Source organism: Streptomyces sp. NPDC034043, assembly GCF_055575675.1.
On record NZ_JBVISF010000017.1, the window covers coordinates 83127 to 98666 of the forward strand.

The following is a 15540-nucleotide window of genomic DNA, read 5'->3' on the forward strand; positions in this document are numbered from 1 at the left end:
AGGGGTCGTACCCGTCCCCGCGGCGGGCATGCCTGACGGTTCGGGAGGCGGTCCCGGCGGGGTGACCGGGTGCGCGCCCGTCGGCCACCGCGTCGCCCGGCGTTCAGGGGAGGACCTTGACCTCCACGCCCGCGATCCGGCCGAGCGGGTCGAAGCGGACCCCGACCGCGCCGCCGCCCGGCAGGTCGGCGAGGATCCGGTCGCCCTCCGTACGGTGCGGCACGCCGTGGTGGTCGAAGTAGCCGCCGACCACGTGGGGGGCCGAGCGGCCGATGAGGCCGGCGCCGGTGAGCAGCGTCCGCGGCAGGCCGGCCGGTTCCAGGCCGGCGCGCGGGACCTGCGGGTCGTCGGGCAGGAAGTAGACCTGGGTACCCGGTCCCGCCGAAAGCCCCATGTAGCCGGGCGCACCGGTCACTCCCATTCCGGTGAAGGCGAGCATCTCGGCCGCGCGCCGGGGGTCTTCGAATCCGGACAGGTCCACGACCTCCGCGGTCAGTTCGGGTATGCCGTGCGCCCTGCCGTACCGCTCGATCGCCGCGGTGAGGGCGACCACCTCGCTCCCCCGCAGGCCGGGGTTGGCCCAACCCCACATCCAGGACCGCTCGTCCATGTCGTAGGTGCCCAGCACGGCCACGCGCAGCTCCCGTCCGCCCTGCCGGTAGAGGCAGGACGGCAGGTCGGCGGTCCACGGCCCATCGGGCAGGAACCCCGTCAGGGCTTCGAGCTGGGCCGCTCCCCAGGCGGCGTGCCGTTCGGCTTCGAGGAGGAAGGGGTCACTGAACTCGCTGATCATGTCCCGACCCTACGAGGCGGCCCCTCCCACCACCAGCCGGTGCCGTCGTCCCGCGCGGACGCGGTGGCCCACGTCACGTCACACGGAAGGCGACATCGTCACGGAGCGCGTCACGCGGCGTGACTCCCGTCACTTCCCGTTACGGAAGGGGCATGTGTGGCATGCGGCAGGGCAGGGGCGCCGAAGCAGCGTGCACCGCGGGCGAGCCGTGGTGCCGGAAGCGGAGGTACAGCGCGTCGTGTCGGAGCCGAGAACCATCCACATCGCCGGGACCTGGCGGTCCGCCCTCTCGGGAGCCACCCGTGAGGTCCTGGACCCGGCGGACGGGAGCGTCCTGGCGCTCGCCGCCGAGGGCGGTGCCGCGGACGCCGACGCCGCGGTCAGTGCCGCCCGGGCCGCTTTCGACGGCGGCGAGTGGTCCGGGACGCCGGTCGCGGAGCGTGCCGCCCTGCTGCGGCGCACCGCCGAGCTGCTCCAGCGCGACCGCGAGCGCATCGCGCTGGTGGAGAGCCGGGACGCGGGCAAGACCCTGGAGGAGGGGCGCGTGGACGTGGACTGCGTCAGCGACGCCTTCCGGTACTTCGCGGACCTGGTCGCCGCCGAGAGCGCCGGGCGCGTGGTCGACGCCGGCTCCCCCGACATCCACAGCGTCGTCGTCCACGAACCGGTCGGTGTCTGCGCGCTGATCACCCCGTGGAACTATCCGCTGCTCCAGGCCAGCTGGAAGATCGCCCCGGCCCTCGCCGCGGGCAACACCTTCGTCCTCAAGCCGAGCGAGATCACCCCCCTGTCCACGGTGGAGCTCATCCGCCTGCTCGCCGAGGCGGGCCTGCCTGCCGGTGTCGCCAATCTGGTGACGGGCGCCGGGGACCCCGTCGGCGCCCGTCTCTCCGCCCACCCCGATGTCGACCTCGTGTCCTTCACGGGCGGCCTCGCCAGCGGTACGAAGGTCATGCGCGCGGCGGCCGATTCCGTGAAGAAGGTCGCCCTCGAACTCGGCGGCAAGAACCCGAACGTGGTCTTCGCCGACGCCTGCGCCACCGAGGAGGGCTTCGACACCGCCGTCGACCAGGCCCTCAACGCCGCCTTCATGCACAGCGGCCAGGTCTGCTCCGCCGGCTCCCGGCTCATCGTCGAGGACCGGATCGCCCAGCGCTTCGTCTCCGAACTCGCCCGCCGCGCCGACCGGATCCGCCTCGGCCGCGGCACCGACCCGGGCGTCGAATGCGGGCCCCTGGTCTCCGCGGCGCAGCTCGCGCGGACCCAGGAGTACGTGGACTCCGCCCTCGCCGAGGGCGCGGTGGTGCGCTCCGGAGGCTCCCGCCCGGACGGGCCCGGCTACTTCTACCGGCCGACGGTCCTGGACGGCTGCCACCGCGGGATGCGGGTGGTGCGGGAGGAGGTCTTCGGGCCGGTGCTGACGGTGGAGACCTTCCACACGGAGGACGAGGCCGTCGCGCTCGCCAACGACACCGAGTACGGACTGGCCGGCGCGGTGTGGACCGCCGACCAGGGCCGGGCCCGCCGGGTCGCGGGCCGGATGCGGCACGGCACCGTCTGGATCAACGACTTCCACCCCTACCTGCCGCAGGCGGAGTGGGGCGGCTTCGGGAAGTCCGGCACGGGCCGCGAGCTGGGCCCGGCGGGCCTGGCCGAGTACCGCGAGACCAAGCACGTGTACCAGAACCTCGCTCCGCGCCCCGTGCGCTGGTTCGCGGGCTGAAGGAGGAGGAGACCCATCACCATCGACAGGAACACGCGCCCCGGTACCGCGGCCGCCGCGCCCGGCCGGGACCACGAGTACGAGTACGAGTACGACTACGTCGTCGTCGGCGGCGGCACCGCCGGCTCCGTCATCGCGTCCCGCCTGAGCGAGGACCCCGGCACCACCGTCGCCGTGATCGAGGGCGGTCCCAGCGACGTCGACCGGCCCGACGTGCTCACCCTGCGCCGCTGGATGGGCCTGCTGGGCGGCGAGCTCGACTACGACTACCCCACCACCGAGCAGCCGCGCGGCAACTCCCACATCCGGCACAGCCGCGCCCGCGTCCTCGGCGGCTGCTCGTCGCACAACACCCTCATCGCCTTCAAGCCGCTGCCGTCGGACTGGGACGAGTGGGCGCGGGAGGGTGCCGAGGGCTGGCACGCCGCCGCCATGGAGCCGTACTTCGACAAGCTCCTCAACAACATCGTCCCCGTGGCCGAGAAGGACCGCAACGCCATCGCCCGCGACTTCGTCGACTCCGCGAGAGCGGCCCTCGGCGTCCCGCTCGTCGAGGGGTTCAACCGCAAGCCGTTCCACGAGGGAGCCGGCTTCTTCGACCTCGCCTACCACCCGGAGGACAACAAGCGCTCCTCCGCCTCCGTGGCCTACCTCCACCCCGTGATGGACGACCGTCCCAACCTCCGCATCCTCCTGGAGACGTGGGCGTACCGCCTCGAACTCGACGGTACCCGGGTGCGCGGGGTGCACGTCCGGTCGCAGGACGGCACGCGGTCGCTGATCACCGCACGCCGGGAGGTGGTGGTCTGCGCGGGCGCCGTCGACACCCCGCGCCTGCTGCTGCACTCCGGCATAGGCCCCCGCGCCGATCTGGAGGCCCTCGGCATCCCCGCGGTGCACGACCTGCCCGGAGTGGGCGAGAACCTGCTCGACCACCCCGAGTCGGTGATCGTCTGGGAGACCGACGGCCCGATCCCGGAGAACTCGGCGATGGACAGCGACGCCGGACTGTTCGTGCGGCGCGACCCCCGGTCCGAGGGCCCCGACCTGATGTTCCACTTCTACCAGGTGCCCTTCACCGACAACCCGGAGCGCGTCGGCTACGAACGGCCCGCGCACGGGGTGTCGATGACCCCCAACATCCCCAAGCCCCGCAGCCGCGGCCGCCTCTACCTCACCAGCGCGGACCCCGAGGTCAAACCCGCCCTGGACTTCCGTTACTTCACGGACGAGGAGGACTACGACGGCCGTACCCTCGTGGACGGCATCAAGCTCGCCCGCGAGATAGCGGCGACCGAGCCGCTGGCCGGCTGGCTGAAGCGGGAGGTCTGCCCCGGGCCGGGGATCACCGACGACGAGGCGCTGAGCGCCTACGCCCGCTCCGTCGCCCACACCGTCTACCACCCGGCGGGTACGTGCAGGATGGGCGACCCCGAGGACCCCGCCGCCGTCGTGGGACCCGACCTCAGGGTGCGCGGCCTCGACGGCGTCCGGATCGCGGACGCGTCCGTCTTCCCGACGATGACCGCGGTGAACCCGATGATCGCGGTGCTGATGGTGGGCGAGAAGGCCGCCGAGCTGCTGGCCGTGGAAGGCGGTACCCGGTGAGCCCGCTGAACACCAGCCCCGACGCTTCCGCCGGCTCCGCCGGCGACGCCCCCGTCTTCTCGGTCGAGGGCCTCTGGAAGGTCTTCGGCCCCAAGGGCGCGGCCGCGAAGGTCCCCGGTTCCGGCGACGCCGGGCTGCCGGCGGCGGAACTGCGCGAGCGCACCGGCTGCACGGCGGCCGTCCGCGACGTCTCCTTCGACGTCCGCAAGGGCGAGGTCTTCGTGGTCATGGGCCTGTCCGGTTCGGGCAAGTCCACCCTCGTACGGTGCCTCACCCGGCTGATCGAGCCCACGGCCGGGGCCGTCGCCCTCGACGGTGAGGACGTCCTCGCGATGGACGCCGGCCGGCTGCGCGAACTGCGCCGCCACCGGGCCGCCATGGTCTTCCAGCACTTCGGTCTGCTGCCGCACCGCAGTGTCCTGGACAACGTCGCCTACGGCCTGGAGATCCAGGGCGTCGGCCGTGCCGAACGCCGCGGGAAGGCCGCCGAGGTGGTCGAGAAGGTCGGCCTCGCCGGACTCGAGGAACGACGCCCCGGACAGCTGTCGGGCGGCCAGCAGCAGCGCGTCGGGCTCGCCCGGGCCCTCGCCGCCGACCCCGAGGTGCTCCTGTTCGACGAGCCGTTCAGCGCGCTCGATCCCCTCATCCGGCGCGAGATGCAGGACGAGGTCGCCCGGCTCCACCACGAGGAGGGCCGCACCATGGTCTTCATCACCCACGACCTGGCCGAGGCCCTGCGCCTGGGTGACCGCATCGCGCTGATGCGGGACGGCCGCATCGTGCAGCTCGGCACGCCCGAGGAGATCGTCGGCTCGCCGGCCGACGACTACGTACGGGACTTCGTCCGCGACGTCCCCCGCGAGCAGGTGCTCACCGTACGCAGCGCCATGCGCCCCGCGATCGGGGACGCGGCCGGGCAGGGCCCCGCGCTGGCCCCCGCCACCACGGTGGCCGACGCCATCGAGGCCGTCGTCCGCAGCGGCGGCCCGGTCCGGGTCGTCGACCACGGCCGGTGCCTGGGCGTGGTCGACGAGGCGGCGCTGCTCGCGGTGGTGGCCGGGATCCCGGCCGGCACCGGACGGAAGGCGGCGGCATGACCGGCACCGCCCGACCCGCCGTCCCCGCCCCCGGCACCGGGGGGTGGTGCGGATGACCGCGACCACCGCCCCCGCGCGCGAACCGTCCCGGCCGGGCGCCCCGCAGTCGCCCGGCCGCTCCGGGGCCCCGGAGCGCGCCACCGCCGGCCGTCCCGCAGCGCCGGGGCGCGCCACGGCAACGGCCGGGGCCGGGGCGCCGGACCGCCCGCGCCGCCGGCTGTCCGTGTCGGGACGCCCCCTGGGCCGCGCCCTGCTCCTGCCCCTGGCCCTGGCCGCCGCCGTGCTGGTCCCGCTCGCCGTCGCCTTTCCGGCTTCCGGCAGCTGGCCCGCCGCGCTGACCGTGGACCTGTCGGGGCCGCTGGACCGGGCCGGCGACTGGATCATCGACCACCGGGACAGCCACCCCCTGTTCCTCTACTTCTTCGGGCACATCAGCAATGCCGTGACCGTCTGCGTCCGGGCCGTCTACGTCGTGCTGCTCGCCGGGGGCTGGACCGGCGTCACCGCGCTGGCCGCCCTGGTGGCCTGGCGCCTGGCGGGCCTGCGGCTCGCTCTGACCTGCGCCGGCGCCTTCGCAGCGTGCGGGCTGCTCGGCATGTGGGTGCCGACCATGCAGACCCTCGCGCTGATGGTGGTGGCCGTCGCCGCCGCCGTCGCCGTCGGCGGACTGCTGGGACTCGCCGCCGGGCTCTCCGCGCGCGCCGACCGCGCCCTGCGTCCCCTGCTCGACACCATGCAGATCCTCCCGGCGTTCGCGTATCTGCTGCCGATGGTGCTGGTGTTCGGCATCGGCGTACCGGCCGCCGTGCTGGCCACGGTGGCGTACGCCGCCCCGCCGATGGCGCGCCTCACCGCGCTCGGTCTGCGCGGCGCCGACGCCGGGGTGATGGAGGCCGCCGTCTCGCTCGGCGCCACCGGGCGCCAGCGGCTCCTCACCGCCCGGCTTCCGCTCGCGCGCCGGCAGCTCCTGCTGGGCGTCAACCAGGCCGTCATGACCGGCCTGTCGATGGCCGTGATCGCCTCCGTGATCGGCGCGGGCGGCCTCGGTGACCGGGTCTACCAGGCGCTCTCGTCCGTGGACGTCGGCGCCGCGCTGGCCGCCGGAATCCCCATCGTGCTGCTCGCCGTGATCCTCGACCGCACCGCCGAGGCGGCGGGCGGCCGGATCGGCGCCGACGGCCCGCCCCCCGGCCGCGCGCGGCAGCTCCTGCTCAGGGTGTTCGACGGCTGGTACGGATGGCTGCTCACCGTCCTCACGGCGGTGGCCGTCGGCGTGGCCGGCCGGATCGCGGGCACGTCGCTGTGGCCGGCGTCCTGGACGGTGTCCATCGCCGAGCCCGTGAACGCGGCGGTCGCCTGGATGACCGCCCACCTCTACTCCGGGGTGCCCGTCGTCGGGGGCACCGCCGACTGGGCCGCCCGGTTCACCGGCTGGGTCCTCGACCCGCTGCGCGCCGGCCTCCAGGCCGCGCCCTGGTGGCTGCTGCTGCTCGTCGCCGGAGCGCTCGCCCTCCTCGTCGGCGCCCGGCGCTCCGCGCTGACGGCCGTCCTCGCCCTGGCCGGCGTCGGCGTACTCGGTGTGTGGGAGGCCTCCCTGGACACGCTGTCCCAGGTCCTCGCCGCGGTCGCCGTCACCCTCGTGGTGGGTTTCGCGATCGCGGTGGGCGCCGCCGGCAGTGCCCGTGCGCGGCGGCTGCTGCGTCCCGTGCTCGACGTCTGCCAGACACTGCCGCAGTTCGTCTACCTCATCCCCGTGGTCGCCCTGTTCGGGGTGGGGCGGGCACCGGCCGCGGCCGCCGCCGTCGTGTACGCGCTGCCGGCGGTCGTCCGGATCACCACGCAGGGGCTTCGCGAGGTGAACCCGGCGGCGCTCGAATCCGCCCGCTCGCTGGGCGCGACCCGCGCTCAGCGGCTGTGGCAGGTCCAACTGCCGCTCGCACGGCCGGCTCTGCTGCTTGCCGTCAACCAGGCCGTGGTCCTGGTCCTGTCCGTCGTCATCATCGGCGGCCTGGTGGGCGGCGGCGCCCTCGGCTACGACGTCGTCCTCGGCCTGGCGCAGGGCGACCTGGCCACCGGTCTGGTGGCCGGCGCGGCGATCGTGTGCCTCGGCCTGCTGCTCGACCGCGTCACCCAGCCCGCGAAGGAGGCCCGAGATGCGTGAACGACCCTTCCGGCGCCGCCGCGGCCGCCGCGGCCGCGCCGTGCTCGCCGCCGCCACGGGACTCGCCGTGCTCACCGGCTGCGGAGCCGCCGACATGACCCGGCAAGTGTCTCCGTACGCCGCCGCGCAGGACGCGAAGACCGTCACCCTCTCCGTCCAGTCCTGGGTCGGCGCCCAGGCGAACACCGCCGTGGCCGCCTATCTCCTCGAACACGAGCTGGGCTACCGCGTGGACACCGTGCAGGTCGACGAGGTCCCCGCCTGGGACGCCCTCAGCCAGGGGCGGGTCGACGCGATCCTGGAGGACTGGGGCCACCCCGAGCAGGAGAAGCGGTACGTCGAGACCAAGAAGACGATCACCCGGGGCGGAGACCTGGGGGTGACCGGTCACATCGGCTGGTTCGTCCCCACGTACTTCGCACAGGCCCACCCGGACGTCACCGACTGGAAGAACCTCGACAAGTACGCCGACCAGCTGCGCACCCCCGAGAGCCGCGGCAAGGGGCAGTTGATGGACGGCTCGCCGTCCTACGTCACGAACGACAAGGCGCTGGTGAAGAACCTGGACCTCGACTTCGAGGTCGTCTTCGCCGGGTCGGAGGCCGCCCAGATCACCCAGATCAAACAGTTCGCCAAGGAGGGCAAGCCCTTCCTGACGTACTGGTACAAGCCGCAGTGGCTCTTCGAGCGGGTCCCGATGACCGAGGTGCGGCTCCCCGAGTACACCGAGGGGTGCGCCGACGTACCGGAGAAGGTGGCCTGCGCCTACCCGCACACCCCGCTGCAGAAGTACCTGAACACGCGCTTCGCCGGGTCGGGGGGCGAGGCGGCCGCCTTCCTGAAGCGGTTCCACTGGACCACGGCCGAGCAGAACGAGGTGGCCCTGATGATCGCCGAGGAGAAGCTCTCCCCGCGGCAGGCGGCGCGGAAGTGGGTCGAGCGCAACGAGTCCGTCTGGCGGCCGTGGCTGGGCTGACCTCCCGCAGGCCGTCGCGTACGGCCCCGCACACCCGGGTGTGCGGGGCCGTACGCGCGCGCCGGGGTCATACGGCGGACCGCCGTGCGCCCCCGGTCAGCGCACCGGGGGCGCCGGCGCCGCGGGAACCTGCGCCACCGCGCCGCCGATGTGCTCCTTGACCTGCTGGTAGACCCCGGCGTCGTCGGTGAGGACCTGGTGCCGCAGGCAGGGGGTCTGCGTGTTCACCGCGCCGGTGAGGGCGACGGAGGTCACGGGTGAGACGATCCCGTCGCAGGAGGACCACCAGGTGGCGTAGCGGGTGGCTCCGGGCGTTTCGTCGCCCGAGTTGAGCGCCTGGAGGAAGGCGGAGCCCGGACGCATCTCGACGCAGGCGGGACCGCCGCACCAACGGGCGGTCTCCGTCCCGTGGTTGGGGCCGGCGAGGGAGACCCAGGCGTCCACCTTCGCGTCGCCGCCGAGGCTCTTGAGGTAGTGCCGGGAGGAGAGGGAGCCCATGGAGTGGGTCACGACGTCCACCTTGTCGGCCCCGGTCGAGGCCAGGACACGGTCGATGGTGTCGGCGAGCTGCGAGGCGGTCGTGGTGTTGGACTGTGAGGACGGGTAGGTCCACTGGTGGAGGCGGTCGGCCGGCCAGCCGTCCGACCGGAACCGGTCGGCCATGATGTTCCAGGCCGAACCGTCGCTGTTCCAGCCGTGTACGAAGACCACCGGGTCGGGCGGCGAAGAGGGCGCGGGAGCGGCTGCGGCCGGGGGCGCGAAGGCGGCCATGGCCAGCAGGACGGCGGTGAGGGAGCGGGGCATCATCACGTTCACGTGCCGTTTGTAGCGTCCCTGCCCGCCCCGGCCGGGCCTTGCAGGGTGGACTCTCACCCGTCCGGAGGCCGCCGTTCACCCGAGGAACGTTCCGCCAGGGGCGGGCGCGGCCCGTCGGTCCGGCGCGGCTCACGGCCGCGCCTCGTAGGGTGGGCGGTCCGCTGTCACGGAGCCGCTTCCCGGCTGTCACGCGGCCGTGCGTCCCGGCGGCCGCGGCGGCGCGCTGCCGCTCCGGCGGAGCGGCAGCGGAAGGAGCCCCCTGCCCGGGGCAGCACGAGGAGAGAGCACCTGCCATGAGCGCCACGTCCATGCCCTTCGACGAGCTCGACCGGAAGATCGTCGCCACCCTGATGGAGAACGCACGGGCGAGTTTCTCCGAGATCGGGGCGTCGGTCGGGTTGTCGGCCACCGCCGTCAAGCGCCGCGTGGACCGGCTGCGCAAGGCCGACGTGATCACGGGGTTCAGGGCCACCGTCAGGCCGGCCGCGCTGGGCTGGCGCACCGAGGCGTACATCGAGGTGTACTGCGACAGCGCGGCACCGCCCAGACGCCTCGCGGAAGTCGCGCGGAAGTACCCGGAGATCGCGGCGGCCATGACGGTGACCGGGGCGGCCGACGCGCTGCTGCACGTCAGGGCGGCCGACGTGGAGCACTTCGAAGAGGTGCTGGAGCGGATCCGCAGCGAGCCGTTCATCCGCAAGACCATCAGTTACATGGTCCTCTCCCACCTGCTGCCGGAGAGCCCGGAAGCGGGGGCGAGCGCGTCCGCACCGGCCGCCGAGGCCGCGCGCGCCGCCGGGGACGCAGCAAACGTGCTCTGAGCTGGCCCCAGACGCAGGATTCCTGCGTGAGTGCGCAGCTGTTGCGCCTTGTCCCGGCGACCGGCCGCTTCCTACGGTGGGGGCACTCCCCCAGTCGTCACCGCAGGAAGCGGAGGAACCTCTGTGCCCGTACGACACAGGCCGCTCAGCCGTAGCCCGCGCCCCAGGCGCTATCTGATGTGCGAGCCCCGCCATTTCGACGTGCGCTACGCCATCAACCCGTTGATGGACGCCGGGGCGCCGGTGGACCGGGCGTTGGCCCGTGCCCAGTGGCAGGCTCTGGTCGAGGCGTACCGCGGTCATGGCCACACGGTGGAGACGGTCGCCCCGGTGGAGGGCCTGCCCGACATGGTGTTCGCGGCGAACGCGGCCCTCGTGTGGGGCGGACGGGTCTTCGGCTCGTCCTTCCACGCGGCCGAGCGCCGGCCGGAGTCCGCAGGGTACGAGGCCTGGTTCAAGGAGGCCGGGTACGACGTCCACCGCTCCGGGGCCGTCTGCGAGGGCGAGGGGGACCTCGTACCGGCGGGCCGGTTCCTGCTGGCCGGCACGGGCTTCCGTACCGAGCGGGCCGCGCACCGGGAGGTCCAGGAGTTCTTCGGCAGGCCGGTGATCAGCCTCGAACTGACCGACCCTCGCTTCTACCACCTGGACACCGCCCTGTTCCTCCTCGACGAGGAGAGCGGCGAGGGCGACGGCACCGGCGGGGGGAACATCGCGTACTACCCGGCGGCGTTCTCCCCGGGCAGCCGTGAGGTGCTCCGGTGGCTCTACCCGCGCGCGGTGATCGCCACCGAGGAGGACGCCCTGGTCTTCGGCCTCAACTCCGTCTCCGACGGCCGCAACGTCTTCGTCGCTCCACAGGCCCGGGGGCTCATCGACCAGCTCACCGACCGTGGCTACCTTCCCGTCCCCGTCGACCTGTCGGAGTTCCGCAAGGCCGGTGGGGGCATCAAGTGCTGCACCCAGGAGATCCGCTCATGACCGGCCTCGCCGACCCCACCGTCCCCGCCTTCCCCTCCCCCTCCCCCTCCGCGACGCGTTCATCGGCGCGGCTGATCCGCGCCGAGGCACCGGTGCTCGCGCACAACTACCACCCGCTGCCCGTGGTCGTGGCCCGCGCGGAAGGCAGCTGGGTGGAGGACGTCGAAGGCCGCCGCTACCTCGACATGCTGGCCGGCTACTCGGCGCTCAACTTCGGGCACCGCCACCCCGCCCTCGTCGACGCCGCGCACCGCCAGCTCGACCGGGTCACGCTCACCTCGCGCGCCTTCCACAGCGACCGGCTGGCCGGCTTCGCCGAGAGCCTGGCCGCCCTGACCGGCCTCGACATGGTGCTGCCGATGAACACCGGTGCCGAGGCCGTGGAGAGCGCCGTCAAAGTGGCCCGCAAGTGGGCGTACGAGGTGAAGGGCGTCGCACCGGACCGGGCGACGATCATCGTCGCCGACGGCAACTTCCACGGCCGTACGACGACGATCGTGAGCTTCTCGACGGACGCGACCGCCCGGACCGGCTTCGGCCCCTTCACCCCCGGCTTCCGGGTCGTCCCCTACAACGACCTCGCCGCGCTGGAGGCGGCCGTGGACGAGACGACGGCGGCCGTGCTGATCGAGCCCGTCCAGGGTGAGGCGGGCGTCCTCATCCCGGACGACGGCTACCTCACCGGGGTCCGCGAACTCACCCGGCGCACGGGGTGCCTGTTCATCGCCGACGAGATCCAGTCGGGCCTGGGGCGCACCGGCCGCACCCTCGCCGTCGACCACGAGTCGGTCGTGCCGGACGTCCTGCTCCTGGGCAAGGCCCTGGGCGGCGGCATCGTCCCGGTCTCCGCGGTCGTCGCCCGCCGCGAGGTGCTGTCCGTGCTGCGGCCCGGCGAGCACGGTTCGACGTTCGGCGGCAACCCGCTGTCGGCGGCCGTCGGTTCGGCCGTCCTGGAGCTGCTGGCCACGGGCGAGTACCAGCGGCGCGCCGCCGCGCTGGGAGCCGTACTCGACCGCGGACTCGCCGCGATCGCGGCCACGGGCGGCGCCATCGCGGCCTACCGCGCCAGGGGGCTGTGGGCGGGCGTGGACGTCGACCCCGCCCTCGGCACGGGACGGCAGATCAGCGAACGTCTCCTCGCCGAAGGCGTACTGGTCAAGGACACCCACGGATCCACGATCCGGCTGGCACCGCCGCTGACCATCACGGAGGAGGAACTGGACACCGCGCTCGCCGCCCTCCGGAAGGTCCTGGCGTAGCGTCCCCGCCGGCCCCGCCGGCCCCGCCGGCCCGCCCGTCGACGGCGGCCGGCGGGGCGGGGGGGGCCGGTGCGGGCGTTCAGGGGCGGAAGCGCAGGGGGTGGTCCGCCGGCACCTCCACGACCACGATGCGTACGCCGTCGGGGTCCGCGATCCACATCTCGATCAGTCCCCACGGCTCCCGCCGCGGCGGCCGCAGCACCTCGGCGCCCCGCTCGCGGAGCTCCCGGTGGGCGGCCTCCACGTCCGCCACCTGAAGCCACAGCCGCAGCCCGGGCGCGGGGGGCGCGTCGGCGCGGCCCGACACCTCGAGGAAGCCGCCGCCGAGGAAGTAGACGGTGCCGCGCTCGGGGCCGGTACCGAACTCGCGGTACACGGCGAGGCCCAGCGTGCCTCCGTAGAAGGCGCGGGAGAGCTCGGGATCGGTGGGGCGCAGCAGGATCCTGCTGCCGAGTACGTGAACCATGGCCCCACTCTGCCCACCGGCGGCGGCGTGCGCACGGAGTTCCGGTGGGGCGCGTCCGCGGCGGTCCGACGGTGGAACGAGCACGGTGGGGCGCTGGTCCTCACCCGCGTGGGCTACATGGGGTCCGTCGTGGCGCTCTCCGGGCCGTGCAGCTCTTCGAGCTTCTCCCGGATGTGCAGCGCCTTCTCGGACAGTCGTTGGCGTTCGGCGGAATCGGTGGACCGCTGGGCCGCGAGTTCGAGCTCCTCGGCCTTCTCGCGCATGCTCCGGGCCTGCTCGTCGGGCCCGCTCTCGTCGCTCATGGGATCTCCTCCGGTTCGGGACTGGCCGACTCCACTCAAGCACTCCCGACGGCCGGGCCGGCGGACCACCGGCCGTGGCGGCCGTGTACTTCACCACGGAGAACCCCTCCGCGGGGCCCGCGCGTCAACGGGCCGTCCCGGAACACGCCGAGGCGCCCCCGGCCCGCGGTGCTTCGGGGGCGCCCTCGTACGGCGGAGAGGGCAGGATTCGAACCTGCGTGGATCCCAGTGGAACCCGAACGGCCAGTGGCCGGTCCCCGATCAACCGCTCCGGGCACCTCTCCCTCGTGACCCGGCCCCTGCGGCCCGCCCGGTCACGACAACCAGACTGCACCACGGTCCCTGACTCCGCGCTGACACGCTCGCCGCGGGGCGGTCCGTCAGGGGTCAGGGGTCGCCGCGCGGGCGTCAGCCGTGGCGCCGTACGGTCCCGCGGATCCAGTCGGCGTAGACCGGCACGTCGGTGGAGAGGCCCGGCCCGGCCGAGCACGCGGCTCCGGGCGCGCCCGGTCCCGAGGTGGCTCCGATGAGCTCCCACCCGCCGTGCGGGCCCCGCTGGAGTTGCGGCCCGCCGGAGTCCCCGAAGCACGCCATGGCCCCGGGCACGCGGCTGACCGTGCACAACCGGGTCCGGTGCCCGTGGCCGGGGGCGCACTCGGCTTCGGTGCCCCTGCGCGTTTCGAGCTCCTGCAGCCGTTCCGCGAATTCCAGTCCGCGATCGGTACGGGCTTCTCGGTGACCGGGCGGCCGAGGCGTACCAGCGCGATGTCGTACCCGGGGGTAAACCCCCGGCAGCCCCGCGGGGTTGCCCCCGGAGCAAGTCGGCGGATCACCCCAGCGCGGCGCCCGGCCCAGCGGACGAAGATCATTTCATCGGCTCGGGGAGCCGCGGCACGCGAGGAGTGATCGGAATGCACGGGTACACGGGGACGACGGGCCGGCGGCAGTTGCTCGCACTCACGGCGGCGCTCGCCGGGACGGCACTGACCGCCCCGGCCGCTGCGGCGGCGACGGCCGTACGCGCCGGCTCCGCCCGGGAGAACGGGGGAGCCTCCGTGGTGCGCGCCCTGGAACGGGCCGCACACCCCCTGCGCTCCACCGAGCCCGGCGGCCCGAGCGCGGACCTGCGGGCGCTGAGCTCCATGGTCGGGGAGGCGACGGTGGTGGGGCTGGGTGAGGCCACTCACGGCTCGCACGAGTTCTTCGCCATGAAGGAACGCGTCTTCCGGCACCTCGTCGAGGAGCGCGGCTTCACCACCTTCGCCCTGGAGATGAGCTGGTCGGCCGGGCTCAGGATCGACGAGTACCTCCAGGGCGCTCCCGGCGACCCGAGGAGCATCGCGGAGCGGACGCTCGCCGGATCCCCCTGGGAGCGCGAGGAGTTCGTCAGTCTGATCGGCTGGATGCGCGAGCACAACCAGCGGCACCCCGGCCGCCGCGTCCACTTCATGGGGGACGACCTGGGAGCGCCGGGGCTCGGTGACCACATGTTCGAGCGCGTGCTGTCGTCCGTCCGCGAGACCCGGCCGGAGGCACTCCCCCGGCTCACCGCGCTGTACGCCGGGCTGCGCCCCTTCGACGACGTCTTCGCCTACCTGGGCAGGCCGGTCGCGGAGCGCGAGGAGAACGCCGCACGCGCCCGGGAGGCGTTCGAGCTGGTCGCCGGAGGGCGGGGTGCCGCGGGGCCCGCCTACGCGTGGACGGTGCGGCACGCCCTCAACATCGCGCAGACGTTCGCCTTCGCCACCGTCGACCTGGCCGATCCGGCCTCGGTCACCGCCGCCGAGCGGCTGCGCGACGAGGCCATGGCCGACAACGTGCTGTGGTGGCGGCGCCACACCGGCCACAAGGTGCTGCTGTCGGCCCACAACGGGCACATCGGATACCTGTCCACCCACCCGGACATGTACCCCCGGACACAGGGCGCCGTCCTGCGCGACCGCCTGGGGCGCGACTACGCCGCGATCGGCTTCGGCTTCGCCGGCGGCTCCTTCCTCACCAAGGACGCCTCCCTCAGCGGTGACTGGAAGACGATCACCGTCCCGGCGGCGCGGCCGGGCATGAACGAACACACCCTGGACCAGCTCGTGTACCGGGACTTCTACCTCGACCTGCGGACCGCCCCGGCCCCGGCCCGCGCCTGGCTCGACCGTGCCCGCCCGGTCTACGACGCCGGCTCGACCTTCACCCCCGACCCCCTGCCCACCCTGGCCCTCGGGCGGGCCTACGACATCCTCGTCCACCTCCACCGGGTCCGCGCCGCCGACAGGCTCCGCGCCGCGGGATCCGGCCGGTAGCGACCCCGCGCCGCCGCACCGGCCGTCGCCGCTCCCGGTCAGCGTCCGAGGGTGTTCATCAGGATGATGGCCGCCAGGTTCAGGAGCACGACGGCGATGACGGTGCCGATCATGACCCAGGCCCTGCGTGATTCGTCCATGTCCGTCACCTCCGGGCTGTGCCCCTCGACCATGATGGCCCGGTTCCCCCCGGAGCACACCTCGGCCGTGGCCAAGGGTGCTCCGGGAGCCGCTCACGCC

14 protein-coding genes and 1 tRNA gene are annotated in these 15540 nt (G+C 73.8%); 9 read left to right on the top strand and 6 right to left on the bottom strand.

Translation table 11 applies throughout. The annotated features are described in order from the left end of the window. Window positions 1-103 precede the first annotated feature (103 nt). Window positions 104-793 (bottom strand): DUF6882 domain-containing protein, encoded by a 690-nt coding sequence (locus ACZ51S_RS30305; RefSeq protein WP_468962560.1) that lies wholly within the window; start codon window positions 791-793, stop codon window positions 104-106. A gap of 238 nt (window positions 794-1031) precedes the next feature. Between ACZ51S_RS30305 and ACZ51S_RS30310 the strand changes: the two genes are divergently transcribed. The 5 genes from ACZ51S_RS30310 to ACZ51S_RS30330 are packed head-to-tail and all read left to right on the top strand — an operon-like array spanning window position 1032 to window position 8358. After that, the gene (locus tag ACZ51S_RS30310) at window positions 1032-2516 is read left to right on the top strand and encodes an aldehyde dehydrogenase family protein (protein WP_468475922.1); all 1485 of its coding nucleotides are present in this window, start codon (window positions 1032-1034) and stop codon (window positions 2514-2516) included. Window positions 2517-2537: 21 nt separating this feature from the next. Further along, window positions 2538-4124, top strand: a complete 1587-nt coding sequence (locus ACZ51S_RS30315) for a GMC family oxidoreductase (RefSeq protein ID WP_468802339.1) — start codon at window positions 2538-2540, stop codon at window positions 4122-4124. Beyond that, window positions 4121-5221 carry a quaternary amine ABC transporter ATP-binding protein gene (locus tag ACZ51S_RS30320; RefSeq protein ID WP_468475921.1) on the top strand — a complete coding sequence of 367 codons (1101 nt, stop codon included), beginning with the start codon at window positions 4121-4123 and terminating at the stop codon, window positions 5219-5221. Before ACZ51S_RS30315 ends, ACZ51S_RS30320 begins: the two co-directional genes overlap by 4 nt. Window positions 5222-5273: 52 nt before the next feature. Continuing rightward, window positions 5274-7382 carry an ABC transporter permease subunit gene (locus tag ACZ51S_RS30325; RefSeq protein WP_468962562.1) on the top strand — a complete coding sequence of 703 codons (2109 nt, stop codon included), beginning with the start codon at window positions 5274-5276 and terminating at the stop codon, window positions 7380-7382. Further along, a complete protein-coding gene (locus ACZ51S_RS30330; RefSeq protein ID WP_468475919.1) occupies window positions 7375-8358 on the top strand; it encodes an ABC transporter substrate-binding protein in 984 nt (327 codons plus the stop codon). Before ACZ51S_RS30325 ends, ACZ51S_RS30330 begins: the two co-directional genes overlap by 8 nt. 96 nt (window positions 8359-8454) lie before the next feature. On the opposite strand, the gene ACZ51S_RS30335 is transcribed toward ACZ51S_RS30330, so the two are convergent. Further along, entirely contained in the window at window positions 8455-9165 is a 711-nt protein-coding gene (locus ACZ51S_RS30335) for an esterase/lipase family protein (protein WP_468962580.1), read from the bottom strand. A gap of 302 nt (window positions 9166-9467) precedes the next feature. On the opposite strand from ACZ51S_RS30335, the gene ACZ51S_RS30340 reads away from it, so the two are divergent. From ACZ51S_RS30340 to rocD, 3 genes are all read left to right on the top strand, one after another. After that, window positions 9468-9995, top strand: coding sequence for an Lrp/AsnC family transcriptional regulator (locus ACZ51S_RS30340; RefSeq protein ID WP_468802250.1), 528 nt, complete (start codon window positions 9468-9470; stop codon window positions 9993-9995). A gap of 177 nt (window positions 9996-10172) precedes the next feature. Further along, window positions 10173-10976 (top strand): dimethylargininase, encoded by an 804-nt coding sequence (ddaH, locus tag ACZ51S_RS30345; protein ID WP_468962564.1) that lies wholly within the window; start codon window positions 10173-10175, stop codon window positions 10974-10976. After that, complete coding sequence (rocD, locus tag ACZ51S_RS30350) at window positions 10973-12235, top strand: ornithine--oxo-acid transaminase (RefSeq protein WP_388941316.1); 1263 nt, start codon at window positions 10973-10975, stop codon at window positions 12233-12235. Before ddaH ends, rocD begins: the two co-directional genes overlap by 4 nt. A gap of 79 nt (window positions 12236-12314) precedes the next feature. Here the strand turns inward: rocD and ACZ51S_RS30355 are convergent, their stop codons facing one another. The 4 genes from ACZ51S_RS30355 to ACZ51S_RS30370 form a co-directional block, all read right to left on the bottom strand. Next, the gene (locus ACZ51S_RS30355) at window positions 12315-12701 is read right to left on the bottom strand and encodes a VOC family protein (protein ID WP_468886464.1); all 387 of its coding nucleotides are present in this window, start codon (window positions 12699-12701) and stop codon (window positions 12315-12317) included. Between the two features lie 113 nt (window positions 12702-12814). Continuing rightward, complete coding sequence (locus tag ACZ51S_RS30360) at window positions 12815-13003, bottom strand: DUF6381 family protein (RefSeq protein ID WP_468475914.1); 189 nt, start codon at window positions 13001-13003, stop codon at window positions 12815-12817. Window positions 13004-13196: 193 nt separating this feature from the next. Then, a tRNA-Ser gene (locus tag ACZ51S_RS30365) sits at window positions 13197-13287 on the bottom strand. A gap of 124 nt (window positions 13288-13411) precedes the next feature. Next, the gene (locus ACZ51S_RS30370) at window positions 13412-13858 is read right to left on the bottom strand and encodes a trypsin-like serine protease (protein WP_468962582.1); all 447 of its coding nucleotides are present in this window, start codon (window positions 13856-13858) and stop codon (window positions 13412-13414) included. A gap of 56 nt (window positions 13859-13914) precedes the next feature. Here ACZ51S_RS30370 and ACZ51S_RS30375 point away from each other — a divergent pair, with 56 nt between their 5' ends. Continuing rightward, entirely contained in the window at window positions 13915-15300 is a 1386-nt protein-coding gene (locus tag ACZ51S_RS30375) for an erythromycin esterase family protein (RefSeq protein WP_468802246.1), read from the top strand. The last annotated feature ends 240 nt before the right edge of the window (window positions 15301-15540 follow it).